Source organism: Anaerofustis butyriciformans (assembly GCF_036289385.1).
GTDB lineage: Bacteria > Bacillota > Clostridia > Eubacteriales > Anaerofustaceae > Anaerofustis > Anaerofustis butyriciformans.
The window spans coordinates 1-25,508 of the sequence record NZ_JAYFFH010000003.1 but is presented as its reverse complement, the minus strand read 5'-3'; the positions used below and the strand labels follow the sequence as shown (position 1 = coordinate 25,508).

At 30.9% G+C, this 25,508-nt stretch carries 38 protein-coding genes; 3 read left to right on the top strand and 35 right to left on the bottom strand.

Features of this window, described 5'->3' with window-relative positions; translation table 11 throughout:
• Nucleotides 1-30 precede the first annotated feature (30 nt).
• From V2W16_RS05425 to V2W16_RS05400, 6 genes are all read right to left on the bottom strand, one after another.
• Nucleotides 31-453 (bottom strand): MarR family winged helix-turn-helix transcriptional regulator, encoded by a 423-nt coding sequence (locus V2W16_RS05425; RefSeq protein ID WP_329382757.1) that lies wholly within the window; start codon nucleotides 451-453, stop codon nucleotides 31-33.
• A 140-nt stretch (nucleotides 454-593) separates the two neighbouring features.
• Complete coding sequence (locus tag V2W16_RS05420) at nucleotides 594-1,400, bottom strand: CPBP family intramembrane glutamic endopeptidase (RefSeq protein ID WP_329382754.1); 807 nt, start codon at nucleotides 1,398-1,400, stop codon at nucleotides 594-596.
• A gap of 8 nt (nucleotides 1,401-1,408) precedes the next feature.
• Entirely contained in the window at nucleotides 1,409-1,885 is a 477-nt protein-coding gene (locus tag V2W16_RS05415) for a metallophosphoesterase (protein WP_329382750.1), read from the bottom strand.
• Between the two features lie 13 nt (nucleotides 1,886-1,898).
• Nucleotides 1,899-2,489 (bottom strand): XTP/dITP diphosphatase, encoded by a 591-nt coding sequence (locus V2W16_RS05410; RefSeq protein ID WP_329382748.1) that lies wholly within the window; start codon nucleotides 2,487-2,489, stop codon nucleotides 1,899-1,901.
• A gap of 8 nt (nucleotides 2,490-2,497) precedes the next feature.
• Nucleotides 2,498-3,223, bottom strand: coding sequence for a ribonuclease PH (gene rph / locus V2W16_RS05405; RefSeq protein ID WP_329382744.1), 726 nt, complete (start codon nucleotides 3,221-3,223; stop codon nucleotides 2,498-2,500).
• A 12-nt stretch (nucleotides 3,224-3,235) separates the two neighbouring features.
• A complete protein-coding gene (locus tag V2W16_RS05400; protein WP_329382741.1) occupies nucleotides 3,236-4,195 on the bottom strand; it encodes a GerMN domain-containing protein in 960 nt (319 codons plus the stop codon).
• A 207-nt stretch (nucleotides 4,196-4,402) separates the two neighbouring features.
• On the opposite strand from V2W16_RS05400, the gene V2W16_RS05395 reads away from it, so the two are divergent.
• From V2W16_RS05395 to V2W16_RS05385, 3 genes are all read left to right on the top strand, one after another.
• Nucleotides 4,403-5,233 carry a GH25 family lysozyme gene (locus V2W16_RS05395; RefSeq protein ID WP_329382739.1) on the top strand — a complete coding sequence of 277 codons (831 nt, stop codon included), beginning with the start codon at nucleotides 4,403-4,405 and terminating at the stop codon, nucleotides 5,231-5,233.
• 788 nt (nucleotides 5,234-6,021) lie between these two features.
• A complete protein-coding gene (locus tag V2W16_RS05390; protein ID WP_329381495.1) occupies nucleotides 6,022-6,153 on the top strand; it encodes a hypothetical protein in 132 nt (43 codons plus the stop codon).
• A 73-nt stretch (nucleotides 6,154-6,226) separates the two neighbouring features.
• Entirely contained in the window at nucleotides 6,227-6,406 is a 180-nt protein-coding gene (locus V2W16_RS05385) for a hypothetical protein (RefSeq protein ID WP_329381498.1), read from the top strand.
• A 10-nt stretch (nucleotides 6,407-6,416) separates the two neighbouring features.
• Here the strand turns inward: V2W16_RS05385 and V2W16_RS05380 are convergent, their stop codons facing one another.
• The 29 genes from V2W16_RS05380 to V2W16_RS05240 form a co-directional block, all read right to left on the bottom strand.
• Nucleotides 6,417-6,686: a phage holin gene (locus V2W16_RS05380; RefSeq protein ID WP_329382736.1), complete on the bottom strand. Its 270-nt coding sequence runs from the start codon at nucleotides 6,684-6,686 to the stop codon at nucleotides 6,417-6,419.
• 38 nt (nucleotides 6,687-6,724) lie between these two features.
• Complete coding sequence (locus V2W16_RS05375) at nucleotides 6,725-7,450, bottom strand: peptidoglycan-binding protein (RefSeq protein ID WP_329382732.1); 726 nt, start codon at nucleotides 7,448-7,450, stop codon at nucleotides 6,725-6,727.
• Nucleotides 7,437-7,733: a hypothetical protein gene (locus V2W16_RS05370; protein WP_329382729.1), complete on the bottom strand. Its 297-nt coding sequence runs from the start codon at nucleotides 7,731-7,733 to the stop codon at nucleotides 7,437-7,439. Before V2W16_RS05370 ends, V2W16_RS05375 begins: the two co-directional genes overlap by 14 nt.
• A gap of 122 nt (nucleotides 7,734-7,855) precedes the next feature.
• Nucleotides 7,856-8,305 (bottom strand): hypothetical protein, encoded by a 450-nt coding sequence (locus V2W16_RS05365; RefSeq protein ID WP_329382726.1) that lies wholly within the window; start codon nucleotides 8,303-8,305, stop codon nucleotides 7,856-7,858.
• Complete coding sequence (locus tag V2W16_RS05360; RefSeq protein WP_329382723.1) at nucleotides 8,295-8,582, bottom strand: DUF2977 domain-containing protein; 288 nt, start codon at nucleotides 8,580-8,582, stop codon at nucleotides 8,295-8,297. The genes V2W16_RS05365 and V2W16_RS05360 overlap by 11 nt, the downstream gene beginning before the upstream one ends.
• Nucleotides 8,583-8,591: 9 nt before the next feature.
• Nucleotides 8,592-9,425, bottom strand: a complete 834-nt coding sequence (locus tag V2W16_RS05355) for a hypothetical protein (RefSeq protein WP_329382721.1) — start codon at nucleotides 9,423-9,425, stop codon at nucleotides 8,592-8,594.
• Between the two features lie 12 nt (nucleotides 9,426-9,437).
• Entirely contained in the window at nucleotides 9,438-10,535 is a 1,098-nt protein-coding gene (locus V2W16_RS05350) for a hypothetical protein (protein ID WP_329382718.1), read from the bottom strand.
• Nucleotides 10,535-11,455, bottom strand: coding sequence for a phage distal tail protein domain-containing protein (locus V2W16_RS05345; RefSeq protein WP_329382717.1), 921 nt, complete (start codon nucleotides 11,453-11,455; stop codon nucleotides 10,535-10,537). Before V2W16_RS05345 ends, V2W16_RS05350 begins: the two co-directional genes overlap by 1 nt.
• A gap of 252 nt (nucleotides 11,456-11,707) precedes the next feature.
• Entirely contained in the window at nucleotides 11,708-14,122 is a 2,415-nt protein-coding gene (locus tag V2W16_RS05340; protein ID WP_329382714.1) for a phage tail tape measure protein, read from the bottom strand.
• A 216-nt stretch (nucleotides 14,123-14,338) separates the two neighbouring features.
• A complete protein-coding gene (locus V2W16_RS05335; protein WP_329382711.1) occupies nucleotides 14,339-14,797 on the bottom strand; it encodes a hypothetical protein in 459 nt (152 codons plus the stop codon).
• An 11-nt stretch (nucleotides 14,798-14,808) separates the two neighbouring features.
• On the bottom strand, nucleotides 14,809-15,441 hold the full coding sequence (locus V2W16_RS05330; RefSeq protein WP_329382708.1) for a hypothetical protein: 633 nt from the start codon (nucleotides 15,439-15,441) through the stop codon (nucleotides 14,809-14,811).
• 11 nt (nucleotides 15,442-15,452) lie between these two features.
• Nucleotides 15,453-15,839 carry an HK97 gp10 family phage protein gene (locus tag V2W16_RS05325; protein WP_329382705.1) on the bottom strand — a complete coding sequence of 129 codons (387 nt, stop codon included), beginning with the start codon at nucleotides 15,837-15,839 and terminating at the stop codon, nucleotides 15,453-15,455.
• Nucleotides 15,839-16,183, bottom strand: a complete 345-nt coding sequence (locus V2W16_RS05320; protein WP_329382700.1) for a hypothetical protein — start codon at nucleotides 16,181-16,183, stop codon at nucleotides 15,839-15,841. Before V2W16_RS05320 ends, V2W16_RS05325 begins: the two co-directional genes overlap by 1 nt.
• Entirely contained in the window at nucleotides 16,180-16,485 is a 306-nt protein-coding gene (locus tag V2W16_RS05315) for a hypothetical protein (RefSeq protein WP_329382697.1), read from the bottom strand. The genes V2W16_RS05320 and V2W16_RS05315 overlap by 4 nt, the downstream gene beginning before the upstream one ends.
• Complete coding sequence (locus V2W16_RS05310; RefSeq protein WP_329382694.1) at nucleotides 16,475-16,822, bottom strand: phage head-tail connector protein; 348 nt, start codon at nucleotides 16,820-16,822, stop codon at nucleotides 16,475-16,477. Before V2W16_RS05310 ends, V2W16_RS05315 begins: the two co-directional genes overlap by 11 nt.
• Before the next feature lie 12 nt (nucleotides 16,823-16,834).
• Nucleotides 16,835-17,062 (bottom strand): hypothetical protein, encoded by a 228-nt coding sequence (locus tag V2W16_RS05305; RefSeq protein ID WP_329382691.1) that lies wholly within the window; start codon nucleotides 17,060-17,062, stop codon nucleotides 16,835-16,837.
• Between the two features lie 21 nt (nucleotides 17,063-17,083).
• Nucleotides 17,084-18,328 carry a phage major capsid family protein gene (locus V2W16_RS05300; RefSeq protein WP_329382688.1) on the bottom strand — a complete coding sequence of 415 codons (1,245 nt, stop codon included), beginning with the start codon at nucleotides 18,326-18,328 and terminating at the stop codon, nucleotides 17,084-17,086.
• A 3-nt stretch (nucleotides 18,329-18,331) separates the two neighbouring features.
• Nucleotides 18,332-18,928 carry an HK97 family phage prohead protease gene (locus V2W16_RS05295; RefSeq protein WP_329382685.1) on the bottom strand — a complete coding sequence of 199 codons (597 nt, stop codon included), beginning with the start codon at nucleotides 18,926-18,928 and terminating at the stop codon, nucleotides 18,332-18,334.
• Nucleotides 18,929-18,973: 45 nt separating this feature from the next.
• Nucleotides 18,974-20,098 carry a phage portal protein gene (locus V2W16_RS05290; RefSeq protein WP_329382683.1) on the bottom strand — a complete coding sequence of 375 codons (1,125 nt, stop codon included), beginning with the start codon at nucleotides 20,096-20,098 and terminating at the stop codon, nucleotides 18,974-18,976.
• A 17-nt stretch (nucleotides 20,099-20,115) separates the two neighbouring features.
• On the bottom strand, nucleotides 20,116-21,816 hold the full coding sequence (locus V2W16_RS05285) for a terminase TerL endonuclease subunit (protein WP_329382680.1): 1,701 nt from the start codon (nucleotides 21,814-21,816) through the stop codon (nucleotides 20,116-20,118).
• Nucleotides 21,813-22,289: a hypothetical protein gene (locus V2W16_RS05280; protein ID WP_329382676.1), complete on the bottom strand. Its 477-nt coding sequence runs from the start codon at nucleotides 22,287-22,289 to the stop codon at nucleotides 21,813-21,815. Before V2W16_RS05280 ends, V2W16_RS05285 begins: the two co-directional genes overlap by 4 nt.
• A gap of 130 nt (nucleotides 22,290-22,419) precedes the next feature.
• Nucleotides 22,420-22,728: an HNH endonuclease gene (locus tag V2W16_RS05275; RefSeq protein WP_329382672.1), complete on the bottom strand. Its 309-nt coding sequence runs from the start codon at nucleotides 22,726-22,728 to the stop codon at nucleotides 22,420-22,422.
• Nucleotides 22,729-22,953: 225 nt separating this feature from the next.
• A complete protein-coding gene (locus tag V2W16_RS05270) occupies nucleotides 22,954-23,382 on the bottom strand; it encodes a hypothetical protein (protein ID WP_329382669.1) in 429 nt (142 codons plus the stop codon).
• Complete coding sequence (locus V2W16_RS05265; protein ID WP_329382666.1) at nucleotides 23,352-23,543, bottom strand: hypothetical protein; 192 nt, start codon at nucleotides 23,541-23,543, stop codon at nucleotides 23,352-23,354. Before V2W16_RS05265 ends, V2W16_RS05270 begins: the two co-directional genes overlap by 31 nt.
• A 105-nt stretch (nucleotides 23,544-23,648) precedes the next feature.
• Nucleotides 23,649-24,152 carry a dATP/dGTP diphosphohydrolase domain-containing protein gene (locus V2W16_RS05260; protein ID WP_329382662.1) on the bottom strand — a complete coding sequence of 168 codons (504 nt, stop codon included), beginning with the start codon at nucleotides 24,150-24,152 and terminating at the stop codon, nucleotides 23,649-23,651.
• A gap of 94 nt (nucleotides 24,153-24,246) precedes the next feature.
• Nucleotides 24,247-24,399 (bottom strand): hypothetical protein, encoded by a 153-nt coding sequence (locus tag V2W16_RS05255; protein ID WP_329382658.1) that lies wholly within the window; start codon nucleotides 24,397-24,399, stop codon nucleotides 24,247-24,249.
• A gap of 175 nt (nucleotides 24,400-24,574) precedes the next feature.
• Nucleotides 24,575-24,922 carry a hypothetical protein gene (locus V2W16_RS05250; protein ID WP_329382655.1) on the bottom strand — a complete coding sequence of 116 codons (348 nt, stop codon included), beginning with the start codon at nucleotides 24,920-24,922 and terminating at the stop codon, nucleotides 24,575-24,577.
• Nucleotides 24,923-25,093: 171 nt separating this feature from the next.
• Complete coding sequence (locus tag V2W16_RS05245) at nucleotides 25,094-25,297, bottom strand: hypothetical protein (RefSeq protein WP_329382652.1); 204 nt, start codon at nucleotides 25,295-25,297, stop codon at nucleotides 25,094-25,096.
• Between the two features lie 16 nt (nucleotides 25,298-25,313).
• Nucleotides 25,314-25,508: hypothetical protein (locus V2W16_RS05240; RefSeq protein WP_425353950.1), on the bottom strand; the 195-nt coding region annotated here is incomplete at its 5' end.

Here is a 25,508-nt window from a genome sequence, read left to right as displayed (position 1 = left end):
AAAATTAATTTCATAATAAGAAAATAGTAACTATTTGAAATTATTTAACATTTTTTCTGTTATCGCAAAAAAAGCATCAATTTCCTCTTTAGAAAGCCCATTTTTTAATGTTCTTTCCATATTTTTAATATCTTTTCCTATTTGTGATTTTATGCACAAACCTTTCTTTGTAACAACAATTTTTTTAAGCCTTGCATCATAATCTACACTTACTCTTTCAATAAGCCCGTTTTCTTCCATGGTATTCAATATTCCTGTAACGGTAGAACGTCTATAAAACAAACATGCTTCAATATCTTTTTGGAATATATCTCCTTCTGATTCTGTAACATGACAAATTATTCTTCCTTGAACACCTGTGATGCCATAAGCTGCCATTTTTTTATTCATTTCTTTACTAATTTCATTTGATAATCTTTTTATTATCATTCCAACTTCTTTTTTTGCTTTCATAATTTACCCTCTTATTATGTTAGTTACCTAACTATCATGTTAGCTACCTAACTATTATATGAATATTTTTTTAATTGTCAATAAGAAAATTTTATTTTTCATTTTGTTTTCACAAATTGTTTTCATAAAAAAAAGATAACCTAAGTTATCTTTTTATTTGCCTTTAAAAAATATTTAAATGATATATAAAAAATTAAAACACCTATAATGGTCATAAGTAAACTATAACTCATAATATCCGATAAAATCGGAAGTGAAAAAAGATGATTGCAAATATTAAAACTTATATGAAAAACACATGACATAACAAGACTTTGTGATTTTTCATAAATATATCCAATTATTATTCCCGCAATAACCGCATATGTACTTTGAATTATATTCATATGCATGATGCCAAAAATCAACGCCTGTAAAATTATTGCAGTTTTAAAATTAACATATCTTTTTAAATTATTATATACTATTCCCCTTAACATAAATTCTTCGCTTATGGGAGTAATGATACCAACAGAAATAATATTAATTAATATCCCTCCTGAGGAAAGCAAAGCTATTGTTTCCGTATAACTGGATGAATATTTTGTAAGATCAAAAATATCAATTATCCCCATGGAAAACATAAAAAATGATATTCCAAGGAAAATAATACTTACGATATATTTAATATTTTTTTGATTTTCATATAAATGAAAATGTAGTTTCTTATTTTTTAATAAAATAAATCCAAAAAATATAATATTAATCAAAGAAGATATTAATAGAATAAAAACAGTATTTTCACTTATGTATGATGTTAAATCCTCTAAGTCATATATTCCCTTTTTCATGCTTGTTAATGCATAGTAAAACTGAAAAGCAATACTTACTCCTACTTGAGAAATCAACCAAAAAATAACGGGATATATACATAAAAATATCTTTTTTATTATATTATCTTTCTTCATTAAAACTCCTATATATATTTATGTGTTATTTTGTAATTTCCCTTTTCGTCTATTTCCATTATTCCGTAACTTCTCTTTCCAAAACCCCTCATACTTAATGTTCCGGGATTAAATAAATGCACACCACTCATATTTATATTTAACTTTTCATGAGTATGTCCAAATAAAACAATGTCAGCACCTATTTCACAAGCTTTATAAAATATTGAACTATATGAATTTTTTACTCCATATAAATGCCCATGAGTCATGAAAATCTTTTTACCGTTAAGTTCAAAAAAGATTTCTTCTGTTTCTTTCATAAAGTCGCAGTTACCTCTGACTTTTTTTATTTCTACATTTGTTAAATCAAAATCAACATCATCTATATCGTTATGATGATCGCCCAAGTGAAAAAGATAATTAAATTTCTTTTCCTTTCTTAAAACTTTCTCAAGTGTTTCTATATCTCCGTGTGTGTCGCTTACTATGAGTATTTTGTCCATATTACACCTCGACTCATTTAAGTTTTTTATCAAGTATTTCCTTAACTTTTGTAAAAGCTTTTCTTCTATGGCTAACTGAATTTTTTTCGTCAAATGTAAGTTCAGCATAAGTTTTATCAAGACTTTCTATATAAAACAAAGGGTCATATCCAAATCCTCCATCTCCTACTTCCTTAAAACCTATCTCACCTTCAACTTCACCTCTTACTGTTTCGACACTTCCGTCTTCATAACATATTCCTACACAACATACGAATTTAGCTTTTCTGTCTTCTTTTTTTACACCTTCCAAAGCTTTTAATAATTTTTTATTATTCTTATCATCATCTTTTTCTTCTCCTGCATATCTTGCAGAGTATATTCCGGGCTCTCCGTTTAAATAATCTACCATAAGTCCCGAATCATCACCTAAAACAAGCTTACCAGTTTTTTTATTGATAGCTTTAGCTTTTATAAGTGCATTTTCTTCAAAGCTTTTTCCATCTTCAACAATATCATCAACAAAGCCTGCTTCTTCCATGCTTATTACTTTATAATCTGTTAATATACTTTTTATTTCTTCTAATTTATGTTTATTTGCAGATGCTATTATTACTTCTTTCATTTTAACCTCTATTTACTAAGCCCTAAAACTTCTCTTTGAATATCAATTAATTCTTTTATTCCTTTTTTTGCAAGAGAAATAAGTTTTGTAAGTTCTTCTTCTTTTACAGGTCTTTCTTCTCCTGTAACACCTAGCTCAATGAATTCACCATATTCGTTCATTACAACATTCATATCCGCAATTGCACTTGAATCTTCTACATAGCATAAATCAAGAAGAGGTTCATTATCTACAATACCAACGCTTATTGCTGCAACAAAAGATGTAAGAGGAAGTCTTTCAATATCTCCCTTTTCAACCATTTTATTTAAAGCATCATATAAAGCAACAAATGCTCCGGTAATACTTGCAACTCTTGTACCTCCGTCAGCTTGGATAACATCGCAGTCTATCATTATTGTCTTTTCTCCAAGAATTGATAAATCAACAACACTTCTTAAACTTCTTCCTATAAGTCTTTGTATTTCTGCACTTCTTCCATCTAATTTAAGTCTGTTTATATCTCTTTTCTTTCTTGTTTGTGTTGAAGAAGGTAACATTGAATATTCACATGTTATCCATCCTGTTCCCTCTCCTCTTAAAAACGGAGGAACTTTATTTTCTATAAAAGCAGAACATATAATTTTTGTGTTCCCAACCTCTATTAAAACGCATCCATCAGGATACATTGTATAATTTCTTGTGATTTTTACCGGTCTTTTTTCATCATAATTTCTTTTATCAATTCTTTCCATCAACTCACTCCTTTATTGTCTTTCTTCGTTTGAATAGTCGTTTACAAGTTCAGTTTCAATTATACCATCTTTATCATCATTTTGGTCTATCACAAATCGAACTTTTTTTATATCATCAGAATTTTCTTTTACAGTAAGCGCAACGCTGTTTTTATATAAATTCAGCATTGCCTTGTCCATTAAAGAAAATTCTTTGCTTAAATGTATATATACACTCTCTCCTTTTACTATTACATTTTCTATATTTGCAGTTATCGCAAATACCATTGAAGAATATTTCTTCATGTTACACATAGTAAAATGGCTTATAAGTATATCTTTTAAGCTTAAATCTGATTTATCTGTATACACACTATACGGTATATAATTATATACGTTTTCACATTTTTTAGCAATATACATGGTATGTTTTGATTTTGAATTTTTACTTTTCTCAATTTCATTTATATTTTCACGGTAATATAATTTATTCATTTCACTGCCATATGTAAGAGTTTCTTTATCTCCCATTTCGAAACTTACACTATCAACATTTTCAAATTCCGTAAGGGCATACACAATGGAAATAATAAATGCTTTTTCATCTTGCTCATCGGCAAATTGAGCCTTTTCACTTAACTCTACCTTTGCTGTATTATCTTCTAATTTTACACTTTTAATACTTCCGGCAATTACAGTTGGAAAAAGTCCATTTTTACTCGCAACTTTTCCATTTTCTTCATTGTCAGTCATAAGGTTTATTACGTTATCAAATTTTGCTTCTTCACTCGAAACTATTCTTGTAAGAGGCACAACATATGAATCTGCCGTTTTATAATAAACGGTTATTTTACTTTTATTAGATTCCACTTCATTTTTTATTGAACCCGCTATTTTATCCTGCATTCTTGAAATCATTGTAGGATCTTTTATTGTTATGTAAGAAAGCCCTATAATAGATAAAAGCAATAAGAATTTAATTAATTTTCTCATAATAAAACCTCTGTTTATAAATTTTTATACTAAAAATACATTCATTTTAATTTCTTAAATTTCCTTTTAAAAACATGTCCATATAAGTTCATTATAACTTTATGAAATAAATAATATGGGGAAATTTCAAAAACGAAATATTTTATATATTCTCTTTTATGTAGCACATTTTTTATAAGCTCATATTATACGTTGAGGAGGAATCTTATGAAAAAAAATAAAAAAGCAGTAATAATACTATGTATTTGTTTTTTAATTTGTATCTGCTCTGCGGGTATAATTAGTGCAAATAGTGAATTTAAGGGTATTGACGTAAGCGTTTGGCAAGGAGATATTAATTTTAAAGAAGTAAAAAAAGACGGCATAGAAGCTGTTTATATAAGGGCAGGACAAGGAAGCAATTATACAGACACTAAATTTGAAAGAAACTATAAAGAAGCTAAAAAAGAAGATTTAAAAATTGGATTTTATCATTACGTAACCGCAAGAAATACAAGACAGGCTAGAGAACAGGCTCATTTCTTTTATTCTCTTATAAAAAATAAAGACCAACAACTAAGACCTGCCATGGATTTTGAACAACTTGACGGACTAAGCAAAAAAGAATGTAATGACATTGCTAAAGTATATATGGAAACTTTGGAAAAACTTTTAGGATACAAACCCGCCTTTTACTCAAATGCTTATGACGTAGAAACCGTATGGGAAAAAGATCTTAACAAATACCCTTTATGGATTGCCGATTACGGTGTAAAAAGCCCATATACAACAGGGCATTGGTCAAAATGGTCAGGCTTTCAATATTCCAGCAGAGGCAGTGTAAAAGGAATAAGCGGACATGTTGACATGGATAGATTCAAAGAAGAAATTTTAATAAATAAAGAAGAAAAAAACAAAGAATATATAACTTATACCGTAAAAGATGGTGACACGTTAAAAGAAATTGCAGAAAAATATAATACAACAGAAGAAGCCTTAATTAAATTAAATCACCTTGAATTAATTCATCCGGGAGAAAAGCTTTTAATAAAAAAATAAAAAGGAGCTTATGCTCCTTTTTTGTAAAATTAAAATATATATAATATTTAATATAAAACAAAAAAACCGATTGTAAAACAATCGGTTTAATTTTCAACTGGTGCGGATGAGACAATAAATAATAAATGATACAATGTGTAATACCTTTCAAAACCGTTATTTTAAAGGGTTGTAAAGGTTGTAAGGTTTTCGTACATATGTACGATATAGTGTGTTATTTATTAAAAGTGTGTTATAAAGTGTGTTATTTTCAAATATAATAATAATAAAAAAATGAGTGCTTATAATATAGTCTTTATAATATTTTTATTGTAAAGACTATTATTTTTTTTTAAAAGATTTCAATATTTACTTGACTTTATGCACGTATCCGTGTATAATAAAATCATAGAAAGGAGGAAAAAGATATGGAGAAGAAACCAAAAAAAAATGAACCTACTCCTTATGAAATAGCAAGCTTAGGTATTCAAGCATTGGCACTCTTGATTGCAACCATAGCACTTTTTAAGAAGTAAGTTCAGAGGGGCTTAGCCCCTCATATAAAAATAATACCATATCTAAATAAAAAAAGCCATGAAAAAAACAATTATACTTTTAATCATCTTTAATTTAATATTATTTACTATATTATTAAAGTCAAATATTTCAATAATATTAATACTTCTATGTTTATCTTTAATAAATATATTATTAATTTTATTTAATAATAAAAAATAATATTATGCAAATACAAAAGCCTCTTAATATTTCCTTTTAAAAAATAAGTTGGTAGAGGTAACAAAAGCAAAATGGATATTAAAGATATAAAATTACAAAGTTTAGAAGAATTTTTAAAAAAAATATTAAAGCAGGATATATATTTAGAATCAATTACTTTGATTGACATTAAAACAGGAGAAAAAACAAAAATTAATAAATAAATTTGATGTTATACACAAAACAAGGTATAATAATAGTACAATAATATTAAAGGATTATTTAAAAGGAGATAAAATGTTAGTATCTGTTACAGAATATGCAAAACTATACAATAAAGATACTTCTGTTATAAGAAGGCATTGTATAAATGGAAAATTTAAAACAGCAAAAAAGATTGGTAACTCATGGGTAATTGACGACAAAGAACCATATATCGAAAATTCAAGAAATAGAAAAAAAAATAAGGGGCTTTAAGCCCCTTTTATTATTCTCCTATCTTTTCTTCAGTAAGTAAATTCTCTTTGTACTTATCAGCCTCAATTGCCTCTTTTGTAAAAGAGTTGTTTTTCCAAAAAGCAACAACCGCCGAAACTATTGTCGTTATTCCCGTCACAACTGTGTAAATTGTGTTTTCATCAATATCCAAAGATGTAAAACCAAACATACCTAAAGCACTGTTTACTAAACTTACAAATAAAAAAAGCGTCCTTGCTATTGTTCCTGCCGAAATGTTACTCCAATCTATTTTTTTCATTTTAATATCTCCTTTCAATGTGCATTTTTTGCGTGTTGTTAAACATTTATATGAACGGCTTCACCCATTCCAGCAGTGCCATAATAACAATATTTAGCTCCGTATTCATAAGCTTTTGCCTTAATTTTAGCTTTGTCTACTCCTGCAATATAAATATCCGCTGCTTTACCATATTGATGTTGTGAATTTGATACACCACCTACTGCTGCATTATGTTTAGAGCAACGTAGCCCCGATGTAATTGTTATAGGCTTGCCAAAGTAAACTCTTAATTCTTCTAAAATATCAATAAGCTTTGAACTCATCTCAGCGGGATAACCGTTGCAATACTTACCCCCGCATTGACATTTAAACTCTGATTTTTTGAAATACTTAACCTTATCCCAATTCACTTTTGAAGATGAAGAACTTGAAGAAGATGTATTCTTCAAAGCCTTAATAGTATTACTTCCTGCAATACCGTCCTGAGATAAACCTTTCTTCTTTTGAAATGACTTAATTGCCGAAACGGTCGCATTTCCAATTATTCCATCTACTGTAAGTTTTGCACCGTTTTTATTAAGTAAAGTCTGTAAATTCTTTATATCTGAAATTAACGCACTATCTGTCTTACTTCCATAAATTCCATCTTGTGTCAGCCCTTTAAACTTTTGATAACTCTTTACTGCAGAAGTCGTTTTACTTCCGACTTTTCCGTCTACACTTCCTGTATAAAATCCGTAATAATATTTTAAATTAGATTGATAATTTTTAATGCTTAACATTATTTACCTCCTCGCATTTATGTTCCAATTGAACTAATCGTATTTCATGGTTATCTAAAATCTTATCTTGTTTTTCGTTATATTCCCAAAGTCTTTTTCTCTTCATTGCAAGCTCTTCTCTGTTTTCTTTAAATTCCTCTTTCAATTCTTTTAATACATCATTAAGATGATTCAGAGAAGATTCTATCTTGCTTACCGCTCCTGCAAACTTTGTTATATTAATAACAACTGTTAAAATCAAACCTATAAGAGCAATAATTATTGTTATTTGTCCCTCTGTCATCTCATAAAATCACTCCTTCAAATTTTCATTAAAACCACTAAAAAAAAGCTTTATCAGAGCCTTTATAAGCGGTTTTTTATTTTTAAACGGGTAATTATACCCTTAAAATCGTTGTTTATTTTCTACAAAATAACCTCTTCCCAGCCAGCAGGATAACCGCTTGGTGTCCAAACGTTATTGTCTATCTTTGAACGATAAACCTTGCCGTTTTCCGTGCAACATTCATCAATCATATACATGCCAGACTGTCCCATAGGTGCAACATAAGGTTTTGCTTTTAAAGGATCCTTAGTGTGACATAAACTCCACTGTGCCCTTAAATTTTCGGGGTGTTCTTTGTATGTATTGCTGTCATATGGCTGTATAAGTTGCCAAACCTGTCCATTATCTCTTACGCATTGTCCTTTTAACCAGTTTAAATACTGATGTAAATCCGAGTTAAAATCGGGAATATTTTCCTCTTTATCGATTATTTGTGTTCCATCCATCTCCGGTGCTTTTTCTTGAAAAGAAGCAGCAGCATTAAGCCCTACTTCTCTCATTTTATTTAGCACATATTCTTTATTTTCCATAATTATTTGCCCCCTCTTTAATAGCTTTTGCCAGTTCATCGTATGTTACATAATCGTTTCCGCTTGGTTCTGGCTCTGGTTCAGGCTCAACTTGTGAGTCTTCCCATTGTTTTTTCTTTTCTTCATCAAGTGTTAAAATTCCATTTTCAAATTTATATAAAAAACATGGTAAATTATTAAAATCTTCAACACTCAAATTAGCTTCAATACTGTTTTCCACGTCACCTACAGTTGCATAAGCAACAATATATTTATTTTCATCTAAACTTATTTTCATTCTATCCACCTACCTTATTCCAAAAATTTCTCGAACATAATATTTAGTGCCACCAGTATGATTTGAACCTGATTTATGTGTTACGTTTCCAATTTGGCTAAACACAGTCAATGTAGTTTCATTTTTATTGACAAACTGACCGCTGTATGTGATTACTGTATTTGGATCGTCATTTTCAGGTACTTCGTAGCCAACAAATGCTTGCGTTTTATTGTTGGAATTATTTAGTGTCGGGTCTATTATTGTGTACATTCCCCCGCCGTACGTAAAGCCTGTTGTACCAGAGCTAACTTTAATATATAAAAATCTATAATTATACATATTGTCAGTTAACGTGATGTCGCCTGTTTTTATAGCTCCTTGAAATAATAATTTTCTATAAACACCTCCCATTATATTACTTGCTTTATTAAAAGTAATACTATTACTTGTTGAACTGACTGTGCCTAAATTAAATTGGTAAATAAGACCACCATCATTAATATTATCCTGTGTTAAATTATTTACAAATTTTAATGAAAGTTGATTATTAATAGGTTCATAATCAGGCTGTCCTGGTGTGCCTGTTGACGTATTGGCTTTTGATAGGTCTATTTCAATTACCAAATACCCGCTTTGATTAGCTCCAATAGTTAAAACCATAGGCTCTGTAATTTTAATCTGTCTCCCCAGGATTAAAGCCTCCCCGGTATCAACGGTTATATTTAATTCGCTTGTTGTTACATTTAATTCATTACCACGGTTTGGAATTATAAAGCTCCTGTCTCCTGCAAGATACGAAAATAAACTTGCGTCAGTGGTTGGATAAGCTTGCATTTTATCAAATTGAAATCCTTGTAACATATTTTCTCCTTTCTATTTCTTTAACTGTTTTAAGACTTGTTGGAAAGTTGAACGAACATGGCCAAACTTTAAAGTAATAAAATCGCTTTCGTTTTTTATGATATAACCCGTTAAAACTGACTTATACAAAATACCGTTATACATAATGTTCGCTTTCATTCCTATTTCCAAATCTTCAAAATTTAAAATATTATTATCTTTTTGCAAATCAAAACTAATCTCGTGAGAATATTCATTGCCCATAAGTTCAGACTCTGCTACTTCTCTATATGTAGGCTTGTCTGTTTGTGTTTTGTCATATAAATAAACTTTATCATTTGTTGGAAGAGTAACATCCAAAAGGTTATCCTCCTGTATTTCTCCACTATTATTCAAATACCACCTGCTTAGTATAGTGGGGCTTTTCATATTTGAACTTGCTTTATCAATAATAATAAGCCCATTTGCATTTTCATTATCAAAAGCCTTAAAATAAGTTGACCAATTAACAAATTTATAAACATTGTTTTTCAAATTTAATGTTTTATTACTTTTTCCAACTTTGGTTGTTATCATCAACTCCCCATTTTCGCCGTTTGTTATACTTTCCCCAAGCCATGTCACACCATAGCTTTTAAACATTGATATTAAAAAATCAATAAAAGATACACTCGTTGGATAATTTTCGGGAATGTATGAATAAGATACAATATCTTCACTCTTTTTTACACTTAAAAAGCTGCCAACCTTAGAAGAATCAGCTAAAATATAATTTAATACAAATAAGGAAATATCATCAATTAAATTACTTCCGCTTATTTTGGTTGCAAATATCTCAAAATTTGCCATGTTATATATATCACAAACATTCAAAGAGTCATCTTCTATACTTTCAACTACTCCCATAAAAAAAGGTTTTACTGAAGTTCCTAAAGTGTCTTTTTGAACCTCTGCATTACCGACTTTTTTTGCAAAAAAATAATCCCCTCTTTGTGCTCCCGTTTTTTCGGTAGTGGTAAAGGTAGATTGTTCGTTTGTTAGATAATCTCTGTTTATTTCCCACTGAGAACACCTAAAAATACTTTTAATCAAAACATTCTCTCTTCCAACAACATAACAAATTAAATCCATTATACAACCACCCACTCTTTCCTCATTCTAAGACTTATCCCCTCTGTTATTCCTTCAAAATGGAAAGTTGACTGACCAAGAGGAGCGGTAACAAAGTTTGTTTTAGTCATGTCCTGGAACTGATATATATTACTTACACTTCCGTCTTCTGTTATAAGTACCGCTCTTTGGTTTTGCGGTTCTGATGATACAATTAATTTTGAATGTTTCGGCATGGTAATAAAATATTTATCGTTTTGAACCTCTACACTGTCTTGAACTATTCTCCAGCTTGGATTTTCTATTTGATTTTCAAGGCTTTCAATAATGACTTCAAGGGGTGAAGACTCTGCCAGTCCCATATACATACTGTCATTATTTAAGTTAAAATAATCTTTTTTAGCCGTAGTATCGGAAGAATAAATATAAGGATAAACATAATAACCTGTATTTATATTTTCTGTATTGTTTACATATATTTTTCCTTCTCCGTTTTGCGGTTGCAAATCTTCTCTGTTTAGTGTTATCCATTGGTACCACGGTGTAATGAAGTCAAGGGTCAAAACCTCGTCAATGACATTATATTCGTTTAATTCCGTTTTCGGTATTTCAGATAACCTGCATTGTCTTTCGTATGTTCCAATACCAGGTATGCCATAAATCAAATATAAAGGTTGATAATTTAAAAACCTTATAAAATCGTTATATTTTACATATGGATTCCCACTCTCCCCTCCAAATAAAACATTTATATTAAATTGACTTTGTGACAGAGCCGTTGTATCTTCTAAAAAGTTGGCATTTGCTCCGTAATAACTATTTTCAAAAGATATCCCAAGCCCCTCGGGTGAATATCCAAAAGAGTCAAGATCGTTTAGACTTATAGTACTTCCAAGAGCATTTTTAAGTGTAAATTGCCTTACTGCATTATTTCCTGCCATATAAGTTCTTTCCTTTCTTCAATAAAAACACCTCCCCATTTATTTTATTATTTTTATTAGTTACAACACACAAGGGTGGCGGTAGCATTTCAGCTCTAAAAATACGGGTAGTATTTTTAGTAAGCTTTGGAATGCGTTTTAAGGCTCCACGCCCAGTGGCGCCCTTTTATTCGACTTTTTTAGGCGAGTAAAAAAGTCGTGGGGTTATTAAGGGGTCACACCCCTTAAATAAGGGTTGTTAAGGATTATCCCTTAAGTAAGACGTCTTACAATAACTCTTTCAACTGCCCTTGCAATTTCCATTCCATTGCTATTATTAGCCGATACACTTATATTTAATGTAGTAGCTGAATTTGTACCTGCCATAATCTTTGGCATCGAAAATCCTTTTTGCATTTTTATAACATCATTTAAAAATGAACCACCGTTTACTCCAACATCGTAATTTACACCGCCAAAAGACTTACCAAATATTGAAGCTGCAATATCCCCAAGACCTCTTTTTGCCGAACTTATTCCGTCAACGATTTTATCTTTGATTCTACCGGCAATACCTGTAAGTCCGCTTAAAATACCGTTTATGATTGCTTTACCTACGCTTGCAAGATTTCCTATTGCATTTTTTATCGCACTAGGAAGCCCTTTAAATTTTGCAGCGATTTTGTTTTTAATATTTCCGATAATATTTAAAATTGAAGATACTCCTTTGCTAAACACATTTTTAATCGTGTTCCAAGCATTTTGAACCACGCTTTTAATTCCGTTCAATGCACTTGTAAATATAGATTTAATTCTATTCCAAACAGTAGTAATTACTGTAGATATTGCATTGAACACCGTAGTTATTATCGTTTTAATCGTATTTACAACGGTTGTGACAACCGTAACTATTGCATTCCAAACCGTGGTAAAAATTGTTTTGTAAATATTGAAAACAGTTTGAAAATATGTTTTTATACCGTTAAATATCGTTGTTATTACCGTTTTGACAGCATTTACCACAACGCTTATCACGGTTTTAATACCATTCCAAATTGCCGTCATTCTGCTTTTAAACTCCGTCCACATATCACTCAACCACTGAGTGATTGTTCCCCAATTTTTTATTATCAATATAACTGCGGTTATGGCGGCAACAATTCCGACCACTATTGCTATAACGGGTGCAAGACTGATTTCCAACGCTGTTACGGCTCCCATAACGGAAAGAATAGCGGGTCCTAAAACAACCAATGCAGCTACTATTCCTCCAATTACCGCAACAACTGTTTTTCCCGCAGGAGATAAGTTATTAAACCAATTAACAACCTGTGTAATACCTTGAATTATTGCGGTCATTATAGGTTGTAAAGTTTGAGCAAGTCCCGACATTGCTTGATTAAGATTATCCTGTGCTTTATTTGCTTCGACCATATCCTTGTTATTTTCCTGCCAAGCTTTACCGGACTGAGTAAGTCCTTGATTTGCAAGTTCCTGCATAACAACGTTTGTTCTTTCTGAATCTGTTTTACACTGTGCAAGTTTTTTATTAAATTCATCTTCGTTTGTACCCGCCCAGTTTAAAACATCTGCAAAGGTTCCCGTTACTTGTCCTGCTTTTATTGTTTCATTTATGCTTTCGGCTAATCCGTCAATAGGAATAGAATCACCATACTTAGCCCATGCACCGATACTTGCATTTGTAACATTCATTAAATCCTGTTGTGAAAGTCCTAAAGCTTGTAGATTTGCCGTTGCTGTTGCTGCAGACTGGGTATCCCCTAAAACACCTTGAAGTGTTTGATAAACCTGCCTTGTTTCAGAAGCTGAATAACCTGCATTTTTAGAAGATTCTTCAAGAGAAGCCATAATCATTCTATATTCTTTGGTCTCTTCAATTAAGTTTCCAAGACTATCTGCCATAGACTGAACGGCTCCAGACACCGCACCGCCTATTGCTCCTGCAGAAAGTGAGTTTTTAATTTCACCAACCTCATCAGATGCTTCCTTTCCTGCATTTCCTAAATCTTCTATCGCATTCTCAAGCTGTTTCGCTTCAATCTCCGCATTGCCGAGTGCTCTTTGTACTTCTTTAAATTCAGCAGTTCCTATATCCTCTATTCCAAATGATGCTAATTCTTTCATTAAAGATACTACTTTCTGATTTGCAAGTTCTGACTGCTCCTTTAAGAGTAGCATCTTCTTGGCACTTAAAGCTACATTTGATGGGTCAAGCTGTAACTTTCTGTTTACTATATCCAAATCCGCCGCAACATCATTTATTGCTTTATTTAAATTATATACACTTTGAGGATCACCAACGTCTTTTATACTTTTTCTCGTTGAGTTGATTGCTCTATTAACAGTAACCATTTGTCCTTGAACCCTATTTATTTCAAGTTCAAATTTATTCCACTCAGCCGTGCCGATTTTTTCACTTCCCAATGCTGCCTGCTGTTTTCTTAACTCTTCAATTTTTAAAGCTCCGACCCTTGCCTGCTCTTCAAAGTTTTCAAGCTTTTTGGTAAGCAAATCAACATTGTCGGGGTCAAATTTTAACTGCTTGTTTAATGTGGAAATATCTTTTTTAAGCCCCGCAAGAGCCTTGTTCATTCCTTTTATGGAATTATCAAACTCAACGGTATCCGCTCCAAATTTGACATATAAACCTTCATATGTTTCGGCCATATTCTCCCTCCCTTCTTTATTTATCGGTCATATTTTGGTAAATTACAGAATTGCTTATCTGTTTTCCTTTGGTTTCTTTTTCATCTCTACTTATTTCTTGCAGTAAATTCAATATAAAATTCAAATGTTGACTTTCCGCCCATTCAATCGGAATATTTAAAATTGCAATAGCTCTGTACACCTCTACATAATCAGTCTCAACACTGTTTTTACTTTTTACTTTTTTTTTGATTTAAAAGAGGAAAGTTCTTGAAATATCTTCATAAAAAAGGGCATGTTTATAAGTTCCATCATCCAAATAGAATCCATACATTCGTCATAAGTCTCTTCGTTTTGAACATATTTTCCGTCAAAAATTTTCACATAAAGACAGGGAATAAGGTCAAACAAAAATTCATTAATTTGCGAATCCGTCAAAAGAGGTGTTAGCTGCAACGCTTCACTTTGAGTCAAATTGTTTAAATCCTTTTTGTCTTTGAACATGGAAGAAATATATTTAAGTAAAATATTTGATATCTTTCCGTAATCTTTAAAAAATTTTCGTCCCGTTTTTTGTTCATAAAGTCTTAAGGCCGAAACTGAAAAAAGGAATCGAACCATCGACTCCTTTTCTTTTTCCTCAAATCCTTCTTCTGTTCTGACAACATCCATATAACTGACTTTTTCTTTTATCATTTTTAAAACTCCTATGCTTCATCCGGTATTGACGTCGTAGGCAAGATAATTTGTTTGTAAGCCAAATCAATCAATGCGGAATTTGTATCGTCTTCTGTAATTACCATGCAAGTGACAGCATTTCCGTCTGAATCCGTAACCAAAGAATTTGGACTCGCCGTAACAGGTATTTCAAACTCTTTCAATTCAACCGCATCTTCGTCCGTTGTGCTTTCTCCCGTAGGAGGAGAAGCTTTAACATTATAATAAATACTCAGTTGTCTGTATTTTTTGCCAAATTCATCCTCTACGTCTTCTATAAACTGGAAAATAAAATTTTCGCCTTTTCCCGTATCCACAAGCCCTGTATTAGGCATTTCCTTTTTACCTAAATGGTCTAAAACAAATTGTTTAGGAAATTGATAAACGGTAATAGTTCCCTCTGTTGTTTTTGCTCCCATTAATCTTAAATGTTCTACATTATCTGCATAAAAAGGATTACTTTCTTGTGATGTTTCAAAACTGCATGTTCTTAAACCTGTCATACTTTTGGGAACGATAGATGTATCAATCGCACCTTCGTCTGTTTTAACAATTTTTGAAAAAGCCCCATAGCTGACACCATGAGTACCTTCTCTAGTATCATATGTATATTCCATTGCCATATCATATCCTCCTATTTTTTTACTTTCATTTTTATACTTTTTAAATTTTCTAAATATTCTCTTTTAATTACATTATAAGCAGGTCGTATATGCTCCTGAGGTGCAACGGTTGATTTACCGCCGACTTTTCTTTTTCCTTTCCCCTTTCCCAATTTGGTTCTGTGTCCCAATTCCAATAAATGTGTAAGAGTTTTATTTTCACCGTCATTGAACACCCTAACGGTTTTATTGTTATTTTCCATTTCATATGTCCAACCATTAGCATAATCCCCGGTAGCTCTTGGGGCTTTTTGTTTAATCAAGGATGCACAGTCTTTCCCCGCTTTCTCAGTAATCTTTTCAATTTCATCTGTTATATCAATTTCAATACTATTAATTGTTACTTTCGTTTTACTCATCACCAGCCTCCATTTGTTAAAATTTCAAACCTATAATAAGTGGCAAGATAATCCGTATCAGGTTGAGGCAAGTCAAAAGAAAGAGGTTCAACACCAAAATTTTTTAAAATTAAATCTTCGATACTATCCAGCTTCTTTTTATGGAAATGAGTAACTTGAATCAATGCTTTTCGTAAATGTACGTTGTTATCCCCATATATCGATTTATTAGGGCTTAATCGATAATAAACAATGTAATTGTCGGGACTTTTGTCGTCTTCCCTTGATACATAGGATACTTCCGCCCCGAGTGTATTGCTTTCAAGAATGCTTTGTATATCTTCTCTTGTAAAAAACTTTCTCATACCAATTCTCCCAGTTCTATCTCACAGCTATGGGAATTAATATCGTTATAAATGCTGTTAACTTTATACTTTAAACCTTTAAATGTTACATATTTCAATTTCTTGTCAATATGATAATTTCTTATTCTAAACCTTGCACTTACGACAAATCCCTCAAGTTCCGCTTCGTTAAGTCTTCTTTGATATACCTGCATTTCTTCCGCTTTTACTTTCTTCTCGGTCACATTGCTTTCAAATACTCCCTTTTCCACTTCCTCTCTCATATCAAAACCAAGAATAATACCGTATCTGTTAGACTTCATTTTTCTCCCCCACGTCATAAACGGATTTCAAGTAATATAAAATATCCGTATTCTTTTCATTTAGATAATTTATTGTTGTGGAAGAAGAAAGCAAATCACGGTCAAACTCGGGAATAATATCCCTATAAATAAAATCAATAACCAAATTAATATCACTTTCCCTTAAATCCTGCCAAATATCAACATTACTGTTTTCTTCTATAAAACTAATTGGAATACCGTTTTTTATTAAAGATGCAATACTAGAATTAATACTTAAAAGAAGCTGACTGTCAAAGATAGTCTCTTCACTGTCAACTTCTATTTTTGTTTTTATCTTTTCTAAAATAGTAGACATATTATCATCTCCCTATTTTTTCTTTTGTGTTTCTTTTACTTCTTCGGTTTCTTCAACTTCTTCTTTATTTTCAGTTTCTTCAACTATTTCTTCTTTTGTTTCTTTAATTTCTTCAATTAATTTTTTATTTTTTGAAAGAATCTCTTTTACTCTTTTTTCAGTTAAATCAATAACTTCATTTTTCCCATATAATTTTTTTGTATTTTTATCTACAAAAGGAACTAATACTTTATATTTCATTTAAATACCTCCGTATACACCCTATGCTTCTGCTACTGTTAGCACTGCAGCTGATTTATATTCAGCTAAGGCACCGCCTTTATAAATTTCCATTAAATATTCATTTTTATTTTGTGAAAGCAAGAAGTTTTCATAAGAAGATAAATCTTTATCACCCACCATTTTATATGCATTTCCTACATACATAATAGCTTTTACAGTAGTTTTAACACTGTCCATCCATGTTGGGGTAAATATAGTATCTACTCCAAGAGTTTTTGCAATGTCTAATCCTGCAGGGAAGATATAATGTCCTGCTTCATCTTTCGCAAGTTGAAGTTCGCTTAAAGAGTCTGTTGACATTACAAGGTATTTTTTACCTTGTGCTTTAATTTTGCCTTTTAAGTTTAAAATAATATCTTCATAGAAGTTTGTTGTAGCCTCTGTTTTAGTTACATAATAATCATCAGCTTCTGTAATTGCTTCAAACTTTGTGATTTTATCTTCATCACTGCTACCTCTTCCGTCTCCAACGATTGCAGCTCTTTCGATTTCCATAATTACCTTTTGAGGTAATTCTTTCATAACGTAATTGATTAATGCTCCTGTGTCTTGTTGTTCTCTTATAATCTCTTTATCAAGAGTTAAATATTTGTAAACATATTGGGCTCTGATTTCTTTGTCTGTTAAAGTGATTTGTTCTTCTTTCTTTGTTGTGCCTTTTTTGTGTCCTCTTGCTCTTTCGTTTCCGTCACTTTGAGTGTCATGCATTACTTTAAATACTGTTAAACCTGTATCGTTAAATGTTTTGTAAATAAAGCCGCTTTGTTCCAATGCGTTATTAATTTCAGTAACGATTGCCTCCGGTAAAAGTAAATCCGGGTTAGTGATACCTTTTGATTTTAAGTTATCTTCCCATTCTTTTCTTGTTTTAGAACCATCCAGCCCTTTCTTAAGAATATCCGCAAAGTCAATAACCGCTTGTTTTGATTTTAAGTAATCATTTTTAGCGCTTGGTTTTAATGATTTAGTTTTGTTATATTCATTTGATAAATCATTTAACGATTTTTCTTCAGTAGTAATATCTGAACTTAAACTTGTAATATCTTCATTTAATGAAGTAATATCATTTAAAAGTGTTGTAACTTTTTCCTGTAAATCGTTATAAGTATCGTCCTCAATAGTTAAGCTTTTTAATTTCTCCTTATGGGTATTAAGTTCAGCCTGTTTTGTTTTTAATTCTCCTTTTTTGTAATTAAGTAATTCTCTTTTGTCTTGTAAATTCATTCTTTATTCTCCTTTTATATTGTTTATTTTTTTTATTAAATCTTTCTTTTTGTCATAAAAAATAAGAGCGTCACTGACACCCTTTACCACTTCTTCTCTTACTATCTGCCTTATTAATTTTTCATCAACTTCACTTTGACTTTTAACGGTTGATATTAAAGCCTCTGTATTTGCCGGAACTGTAACTAAAGAAACTTCAATAATATCCGCTTTTTTAATTCTCCAACCACCATAAGGTTTAGTGGCATCTATTGGGTCATAATCTTTCACAATAAAATGAATTGACATTGAGTCTATTGCTCCCATTTTTACAAGGTTATAATATTTCTCAGCAACATCATCATTTTGATTAAATGTTCCTTTTGCAAATACTCCTTTTTCATCATCTGTTAAGTCCACTTTCCCAATTACCGTAGTCAAATCATGATTAAAACAAAGAGGATAAACAGTCTTATTTTTAAGTGAATCCGAAAAGCATCCTTTTTCGATTATATCTCCGTCTCTGTCTTCATTTTCGTAAGTAGATGCATAACCATCAAATTGAAAGTCTGAATTTTCCTCAAGGGCCTTAACCTTAAAATGTTTACTTCTTATCTCCATATTTTCCTCCTTTCTTTTTAAATAAAAAAAACACCCTTACGAGTGTTAGTCACCTCTTGTTATCTGTACTGCGTTTTTATTTGTTTCATACACATCTCCTCCTTTATATCCTCCATAACCGAATATATTTCTTATTTCATTTGCACTGAAAACTCCAGTATATTTAGTATCAAATGCAAACTTGTTTAAATCTTTCAACGAGGCAATATCAAACATATCAAAATAAACAATCAAAGTCTGACCTTGTGTCCTTGCTGTCTTTGAAAAATACTTTCGGTTTATCTCCTGTTCAATAACTCTTTGATAGACTTTCAACACTGAAGAAAAATAAGCCCTGTACTGTTCTTCTGTGTAATCACAATTAAAGAGTTTTTCATTTATTCCAAAGGCTTGGTAAAGTTGATTTTTTAAAAACTCCAACTCTTCCGGACTTGCCGTATTATAGTTGTTGTTAAGTTCCAGGAACTCTTCCTTTTTATCAAGATAACCTATACCGCTGTTTTTAGCTGCATCCAAAATGTTACTGACTCTTTCTTCTGCCTTTTTCTTCATTTCTTCATCTTCTGAATTAAACGGCATCTTAAGTAATCCTTTTAGAGTGTTTCCCTGCCTTGAAATTTTATAGCTAACTGCCCTTAAGTTATCATCAATAAGTTTTGTTATCTGCCCCAGCTGAGCTGATATATTCTGTTTTGGATTTTCAAATATCCATACGGAATTTATATCTAAAGTATAACTTTGATTTTTAACGGTTAAATGTATTTTATGGTCTTCAATCAAATCAAAGCTGTCTGCAAGCCATAAGCTTTTTAAAGATCCGTTTTCGTATTTTGGTAGAACAACCGCAATACCGTTTTTTAACATTGTTCTTACAATGTCAGCCACAAACACTACCGGGGTTACATAGTCGTTAGGGTTTACCGTTAAAACTTCCATTAAATCAGAATGTTTATAGTAATCCATTTTTTGTAGCCCGTCAGAGTCTTCGGTGATTTTAACGTGTTTAAATTTTAACATCGCAACGTCCGTCGCTATTTTGTTATAGATGTTATCAAGGTAAATAGAATTGCTTTGCCAGTAATTATAATCTTCATAAACTCTTCTTACACTTCCGCCGAAAACACCAAAAAATCTTTTTATTCCTATACCTATTCTATCTAGTAACCACAACCCTTATCTCCTCCTTTCTAAAAGTAATATTGTATTTCTTCTTTCATTTTCATATATCCAACAAAGCAATCAAGATTACTTGCGAATACGTCTATTTTGTCTTTTGCTTTTTGTTTATTTGGGAAAATATTATCATTGGCATCTATTTTGACATTTACATTTGAATGACACCAACTCATAACAGGGTCATTAAATATGATTTTCCCTGCCGTAATTTTAGCCTTATAAAGTTTTAAAGGCTGTGATAACATCTTTGTTGTTTGTCTTACATTAAAGGTCTCAAGCCCGTAATAATCATCAAACAACCTTAATATCTCTTTAGACTGCCACTCGTCATAAGTAAGTAAAACAGGCATTATTTTATTTTCATTCATAAATTCTCTTAAATCTTCAAATATATACTTTTGGTCGTTGTTATCAAGTTCATGTATATGTAAATATCCCTCTTTTTCCCATTTTAAATATGTATCCCTTTGAGCTTTTGGCAGCATATCAATTCGGCATCTTGGCATATACTTTTTAGCATAAAAATAAAATTTATCCCCTTTAGGTATCATAAAAGACACAGAGCAAATATCATTAACAGAAGATAAGTCAAGTCCGATAACAACCTTTGCTTTTGATTCTTTTGAACCTTGAAATATGCTAAAATCAAAATTATCTTTATTCCCTCTGCATTCTTCATTGGTAAAATAAGCAAGATAATTATTTATAGGTAAATTAAAAGTCTTTGCCATAAGTTCTGCCTGCTTAACAGGGTCGTTTTTACACATTTCAATATCAAGAGCAATACTCTCTTTTTCCGTTGTAATTCCAAGAAGCGGCATAGACTTAACCCACATAGTCGGGTTTTTAATTTCTGAAACATCATCAAGCTTATATATCCAGGGAATAATCGTATCGTTTTTAATTTTCCCATTTAAAATATCAAGCCACTCGTTATAGTATTTATCAAACACCATATCCCGCTTTGTTCCGTTTGTTGAAATATACCACGTCATCCAGTTTTTTCTCTTCCTTGAAGAACCGTCATTTACTACTTTTATAAAATCTTCATCGTATGTATGAACCTCATCAAAGATATTAAAATGTGCGTTTGTACCGTCTAAGCTTTCATAGTCGGACGTTTTAATTGACATAAGAGAGTTTGTAGGTCTAAATAACATACCTTGTTTTGTTGACGATAATAAGTCAGCTTTTCGCATTAAAAAAAGCAACGACTCCTCATAATTTGTCATTGCTCTGTTTGCATTAAATAGATACCCTGCCTGTTCTCTTGAATATGCAAGCTCTTGCACGTCTGCTCCGTATTCTCCGTCAGCAATCTGACCGACTTCACCAACTGCTGCAGCTAAGGTGGTCTTCCCGGAACCTCTCCCCATAATAATTGCCGTTTCATGTATTAACCGCCTTTCTTCTTTTGTTTGATATTCTTCCATTGTTTCAGGATCTGTCTTTGTTATTTCCATGTTATGATAAAAGCCAAAAGATACCTCAAGCCATACCTTTTGGGGAAGTGCCAATTTTAAAGGTGCTCTTATACCTTTTGTATTTGAGCATTCCTTTTCAATAAAATTAATTCTTTTGTCTGCTTCTTCCTGTTTAAAAATATAATTATCCTTAAAATAATTTACTCTATTTATAGCAAGCAAGATTTCTTTTGATACGGGAATGGTTTTATCTTTTATTAATTCTTCGTATTTGTCAAAATATCTCATTGATAAGAACCTAACCTCTTCATAATAAGAGACTCTATCCCGTCTTTTTTGTTTTCCTGCTTTTCAAGAGCATTTAAGATGTGTATGTTTAACTTTTGATAACTTTCGCAAGTTGTAAGGATTTCTTTTGGCGGCATCTTTTTATTATTTGCTGCAAATTGTAAAATACCTTGAAAGTAATCTATAATTTTTCTGTTTTTGTTATAGTCTTTCTTTAAATTTTTTACAGTTTCGCTGTCGCTTTCATTTATTTTTAAAACATCTTCACTCTCTATTTTTAAAGCCTCTTCTTTTAATCTTTCCACATGACTTTTAGCATTCTTCTTTTTATCTTTTTGCCATTTTGCCATTTGTTCCAGGTGAGTTGGCAAAATTTCTTTTCTTGTTTCTGCCATGATATTTAACTCTTTTCGATACCTGTCAACAGTACGTTTCGAGACTTTCAGTGCTTTTGCCGCTTCTTCTTTTGTCATGATTTTTTGCCAACCTCCTTTCAATTTTTATAGGAGAGAGTTTTACATGTCTGAGGCAATCGTTATTTTACTAACCACTTAAACTCTCAACCGGGGGGGGGATATAAAAAAATTTTTTTAAAAATAATTTTTAAAATAAATTTACATCTTTTCTCTTTTCCAAATCAAAACTTGGAACATATTCAAAGGTTTTACTGTTATGACACTTTAAGCAAAGCAACTGCAGGTTGTCTTTATTTAAAGTTATGCTTTCATCAAATTTATTTGTCGGTGTTATCTCTTCGATATGGTCGACAATAGACTTACCTCTTATTAACTTCCCACACATATCACAACGCATTCCCTTTTCTTCTCTTACTTCGTTCCTAAGCTTTCTCCATACTTTTGAGTTATAAAACTTAAGTTGCCAAGCCCTAAAGGATTTATCATGTTTATTCACTACCCTATTAACTCTCCTATTCTAAATAAAAAAGGACAGACCTAAGCCTATCCTTTAATTATTCTTTTTCATCACTCAAAACCCCAAAACCTTATCCGTGATGTCGTTTCCCGATATTCTCCGTAAAATAAAAATAGCCCTTGAATAAGGACTATTATTTTATTTTTCTTTTTGTTCATTCTAACAATATCATAAACAAAGAATACTATCAATTATTATCGAGTATTATTGAATACTATTGAATACTATCTTTTCAAAATACTTTAATGCATTAGGGTAAAGAGTTGTGCATAAATAGGACTTTGAATAACTTAATTCATTTGCTATTACTCCCCATGATTTTAAATTTATATGTCTTGCAATTAATATATTTTTATATGTATCATTATCTACGTTATCAATTAATTTCATTGTGTCTTTATATACTATCAAAGCTTCCTTTCTTAATTCCTTTACTTCTGATTCGATATCAATTATTTTATCCGTGATTATTTCATCAATACTACTATTATTATTTGTATGAACTTCACTGCCTTGACTTGCTTTAAGACCTCTATTATCTTTATATTGATTTATTAACTTTTCTTTATTTTCGATTTTTTTTACTATATAAAAATACTTATTTAATTCTTTTTTAACTCTTTTTTCCCCCATACATTTCCGTCCTTTTTTGTGAAATACTTTTCTATGTCATATTTTTTTGCATTGCCTATATATCTATTTTTCATGTCAAATACTTTATAAAAGCCGATATCTTGTAACTGACAAAATATAAGCTGTATTTCATTCGGCAAAGTTTTTACAAGTAACCACATTTCTACCTCCGTAAACTATATATTTGTTTTATAATATTAATCATTAAACTTACACCACACAAAAACATTAAATATTCAATATGTCCACTCCATGCAAGTGGAATATTAATTAGTACAATAAAAATTATTAATATCATCATTATCTCCTTTATTCTCAATTGTCCATATTAGACATATAATATTCCAGACAAAAGCTCGGTCGTGTCTTTCATCTTCATCCCCTCTTGCCCATTTCAATAAATGACGAATAGCACTATCTATATAACTCCATTCAGGTATTCCTTTTTGCCAATTATCAACTCCGTATTTTTCTGCTCCCTCTTCAAAATGTATTGATAATTCTAATAACATAGTATATCTATCTTCAAATATATCTTCTTGTGCGCATTCTAAAATATTATATAATTGTTTTTTGTCATTAAATCTTATATAACAATCTAAACAATACAATATAGAATATACGATATTATCTTTATCATTATCTATAATAGGAAATAAAAATTTAGTTATTATATCTAAAGGCAGTAAATCACAACGACCACGACCTTTTTTCATATCTCTTACTGCTCCGCTTTCAAATTTTTCTCTGTCACCACTATCATTTAACATTTTCTATATCTCCTTTCTTTATTTAAACAAAGCTGTTTGTTTAGGTTCTTTCTTTTCCTCTTCTTCAATATCTTTCTTCTCCTGTTCAAAGTAATTAAACTTTGGTATGAACCTTCACATCATCAAAACTTACGGAAGAAATATCTCCCGTAAGTCTTAATTCTTTTAATTTTAATTTGTCGGTTTCTATTTGTTTTTTCCTTAATGGATATAAGTAAAGTATCCTTTCGATGTCTTTTGTGTTCAACTCATACCTCCAATTAAATAAAGATAAAAAAGTAAAATCATTCCTTTTATGTAAAAGGTAATAGATATTAAAAATACTGATATTAGAAACAATATAATAAAAATTACTTTCTTCACATTCCTCCTTACCTCCTATTATTTTTATAATTCATATTAAACAAACTTATCTTTAACTTTTAATCTTCAGCCCTTTCCTTTGCTTCTTTAATTTTTTTTAAAAACACTTCATCTACTTCTTTTTTAGTAAGCTTCTTTGTACAATCTTCAATATTACATCCTCTACGTTTACCCATTATGCATAAATAATTACAATAATTAGTTCCATTGCCAAATCTGCCTAAAAAGATACAACCACTACAGCCTTTTAAAAGATTTTCTTCATTCTGCTTTGATATTTTAAGTCTTGATGCCATAGCTCTTACGGTGCTTTCTCTTTTATTAATTCGCCTTCCAATTTCGGTTGCGGAAAGTATACCGTAATTATTCTTTAAAAAATCTATCTCTATTTCACTCCAACGTCCCATTTTATTTCTCCAAACTTATCTTCATAGTTGTTTCATCGTTATTTAATAAAATACCTTTAAAGCTCTTACAGTAATCATTTTTATATTTTGTACTCTTGTTTTTATAGCAATATATGTAATTTGTCCTATCTGTATTTTTCCTATGCTTACAGTTTTCGCATTTAATTTGCATTAGTAATCTCCTTTCATAATCTTTAACTCCTCTTTAACTTCACTGTTTTCTATGTACTCATCAAAGGTAAACTCTTCAAGCCTTTTTACTTCTGCCTTTAAACCTTTGATAATCTGCTTTAGTTCGTTGTTCTCTTCCTTTAAATCATCATACTTGTTTTTTAATCGATGATATTTTGTTTTGTATATTAAAAAATCAATCATACTCATACCTTTCTTGTTACTGCATCATTTTTATAATGTCTTTTTCATCGTAATATTCATAATCAATATCGGCTTTAATTGTTTCTTTTGTGCTGTTACTTTTTTTGACTTTTTCGTTTTGTTCCCAGGATTTTATACTTGCTTTCCAGTCTGTCATTTTATTCTTACCTACATACCAGTTTTTACTTTCATAAAAATTATAAAACTGTAG

What these genes read in the sequence shown, in the direction of transcription:
- V2W16_RS05425 (WP_329382757.1), bottom strand. Translation starts at nt 453, where the DNA reads ATGAAAGCAAAAAAAGAAGTTGGAATGATAATAAAAAGATTATCAAAT.
- V2W16_RS05420 (WP_329382754.1), bottom strand. Translation starts at nt 1,400, where the DNA reads ATGAAGAAAGATAATATAATAAAAAAGATATTTTTATGTATATATCCC.
- V2W16_RS05415 (WP_329382750.1), bottom strand. Translation starts at nt 1,885, where the DNA reads ATGGACAAAATACTCATAGTAAGCGACACACACGGAGATATAGAAACA.
- V2W16_RS05410 (WP_329382748.1), bottom strand. Translation starts at nt 2,489, where the DNA reads ATGAAAGAAGTAATAATAGCATCTGCAAATAAACATAAATTAGAAGAA.
- rph (WP_329382744.1), bottom strand. Translation starts at nt 3,223, where the DNA reads ATGGAAAGAATTGATAAAAGAAATTATGATGAAAAAAGACCGGTAAAA.
- V2W16_RS05400 (WP_329382741.1), bottom strand. Translation starts at nt 4,195, where the DNA reads ATGAGAAAATTAATTAAATTCTTATTGCTTTTATCTATTATAGGGCTT.
- V2W16_RS05395 (WP_329382739.1), top strand. Translation starts at nt 4,403, where the DNA reads ATGAAAAAAAATAAAAAAGCAGTAATAATACTATGTATTTGTTTTTTA.
- V2W16_RS05390 (WP_329381495.1), top strand. Translation starts at nt 6,022, where the DNA reads ATGGATATTAAAGATATAAAATTACAAAGTTTAGAAGAATTTTTAAAA.
- V2W16_RS05385 (WP_329381498.1), top strand. Translation starts at nt 6,227, where the DNA reads ATGTTAGTATCTGTTACAGAATATGCAAAACTATACAATAAAGATACT.
- V2W16_RS05380 (WP_329382736.1), bottom strand. Translation starts at nt 6,686, where the DNA reads ATGAAAAAAATAGATTGGAGTAACATTTCGGCAGGAACAATAGCAAGG.
- V2W16_RS05375 (WP_329382732.1), bottom strand. Translation starts at nt 7,450, where the DNA reads ATGTTAAGCATTAAAAATTATCAATCTAATTTAAAATATTATTACGGA.
- V2W16_RS05370 (WP_329382729.1), bottom strand. Translation starts at nt 7,733, where the DNA reads ATGACAGAGGGACAAATAACAATAATTATTGCTCTTATAGGTTTGATT.
- V2W16_RS05365 (WP_329382726.1), bottom strand. Translation starts at nt 8,305, where the DNA reads ATGGAAAATAAAGAATATGTGCTAAATAAAATGAGAGAAGTAGGGCTT.
- V2W16_RS05360 (WP_329382723.1), bottom strand. Translation starts at nt 8,582, where the DNA reads ATGAAAATAAGTTTAGATGAAAATAAATATATTGTTGCTTATGCAACT.
- V2W16_RS05355 (WP_329382721.1), bottom strand. Translation starts at nt 9,425, where the DNA reads ATGTTACAAGGATTTCAATTTGATAAAATGCAAGCTTATCCAACCACT.
- V2W16_RS05350 (WP_329382718.1), bottom strand. Translation starts at nt 10,535, where the DNA reads ATGGATTTAATTTGTTATGTTGTTGGAAGAGAGAATGTTTTGATTAAA.
- V2W16_RS05345 (WP_329382717.1), bottom strand. Translation starts at nt 11,455, where the DNA reads ATGGCAGGAAATAATGCAGTAAGGCAATTTACACTTAAAAATGCTCTT.
- V2W16_RS05340 (WP_329382714.1), bottom strand. Translation starts at nt 14,122, where the DNA reads ATGGCCGAAACATATGAAGGTTTATATGTCAAATTTGGAGCGGATACC.
- V2W16_RS05335 (WP_329382711.1), bottom strand. Translation starts at nt 14,797, where the DNA reads ATGATAAAAGAAAAAGTCAGTTATATGGATGTTGTCAGAACAGAAGAA.
- V2W16_RS05330 (WP_329382708.1), bottom strand. Translation starts at nt 15,441, where the DNA reads ATGGCAATGGAATATACATATGATACTAGAGAAGGTACTCATGGTGTC.
- V2W16_RS05325 (WP_329382705.1), bottom strand. Translation starts at nt 15,839, where the DNA reads ATGAGTAAAACGAAAGTAACAATTAATAGTATTGAAATTGATATAACA.
- V2W16_RS05320 (WP_329382700.1), bottom strand. Translation starts at nt 16,183, where the DNA reads ATGAGAAAGTTTTTTACAAGAGAAGATATACAAAGCATTCTTGAAAGC.
- V2W16_RS05315 (WP_329382697.1), bottom strand. Translation starts at nt 16,485, where the DNA reads ATGAAGTCTAACAGATACGGTATTATTCTTGGTTTTGATATGAGAGAG.
- V2W16_RS05310 (WP_329382694.1), bottom strand. Translation starts at nt 16,822, where the DNA reads ATGTCTACTATTTTAGAAAAGATAAAAACAAAAATAGAAGTTGACAGT.
- V2W16_RS05305 (WP_329382691.1), bottom strand. Translation starts at nt 17,062, where the DNA reads ATGAAATATAAAGTATTAGTTCCTTTTGTAGATAAAAATACAAAAAAA.
- V2W16_RS05300 (WP_329382688.1), bottom strand. Translation starts at nt 18,328, where the DNA reads ATGAATTTACAAGACAAAAGAGAATTACTTAATTACAAAAAAGGAGAA.
- V2W16_RS05295 (WP_329382685.1), bottom strand. Translation starts at nt 18,928, where the DNA reads ATGGAGATAAGAAGTAAACATTTTAAGGTTAAGGCCCTTGAGGAAAAT.
- V2W16_RS05285 (WP_329382680.1), bottom strand. Translation starts at nt 21,816, where the DNA reads ATGAGATATTTTGACAAATACGAAGAATTAATAAAAGATAAAACCATT.
- V2W16_RS05280 (WP_329382676.1), bottom strand. Translation starts at nt 22,289, where the DNA reads ATGACAAAAGAAGAAGCGGCAAAAGCACTGAAAGTCTCGAAACGTACT.
- V2W16_RS05270 (WP_329382669.1), bottom strand. Translation starts at nt 23,382, where the DNA reads ATGGGGGAAAAAAGAGTTAAAAAAGAATTAAATAAGTATTTTTATATA.
- V2W16_RS05265 (WP_329382666.1), bottom strand. Translation starts at nt 23,543, where the DNA reads ATGTGGTTACTTGTAAAAACTTTGCCGAATGAAATACAGCTTATATTT.
- V2W16_RS05260 (WP_329382662.1), bottom strand. Translation starts at nt 24,152, where the DNA reads ATGTTAAATGATAGTGGTGACAGAGAAAAATTTGAAAGCGGAGCAGTA.
- V2W16_RS05250 (WP_329382655.1), bottom strand. Translation starts at nt 24,922, where the DNA reads ATGGGACGTTGGAGTGAAATAGAGATAGATTTTTTAAAGAATAATTAC.
- V2W16_RS05245 (WP_329382652.1), bottom strand. Translation starts at nt 25,297, where the DNA reads ATGATTGATTTTTTAATATACAAAACAAAATATCATCGATTAAAAAAC.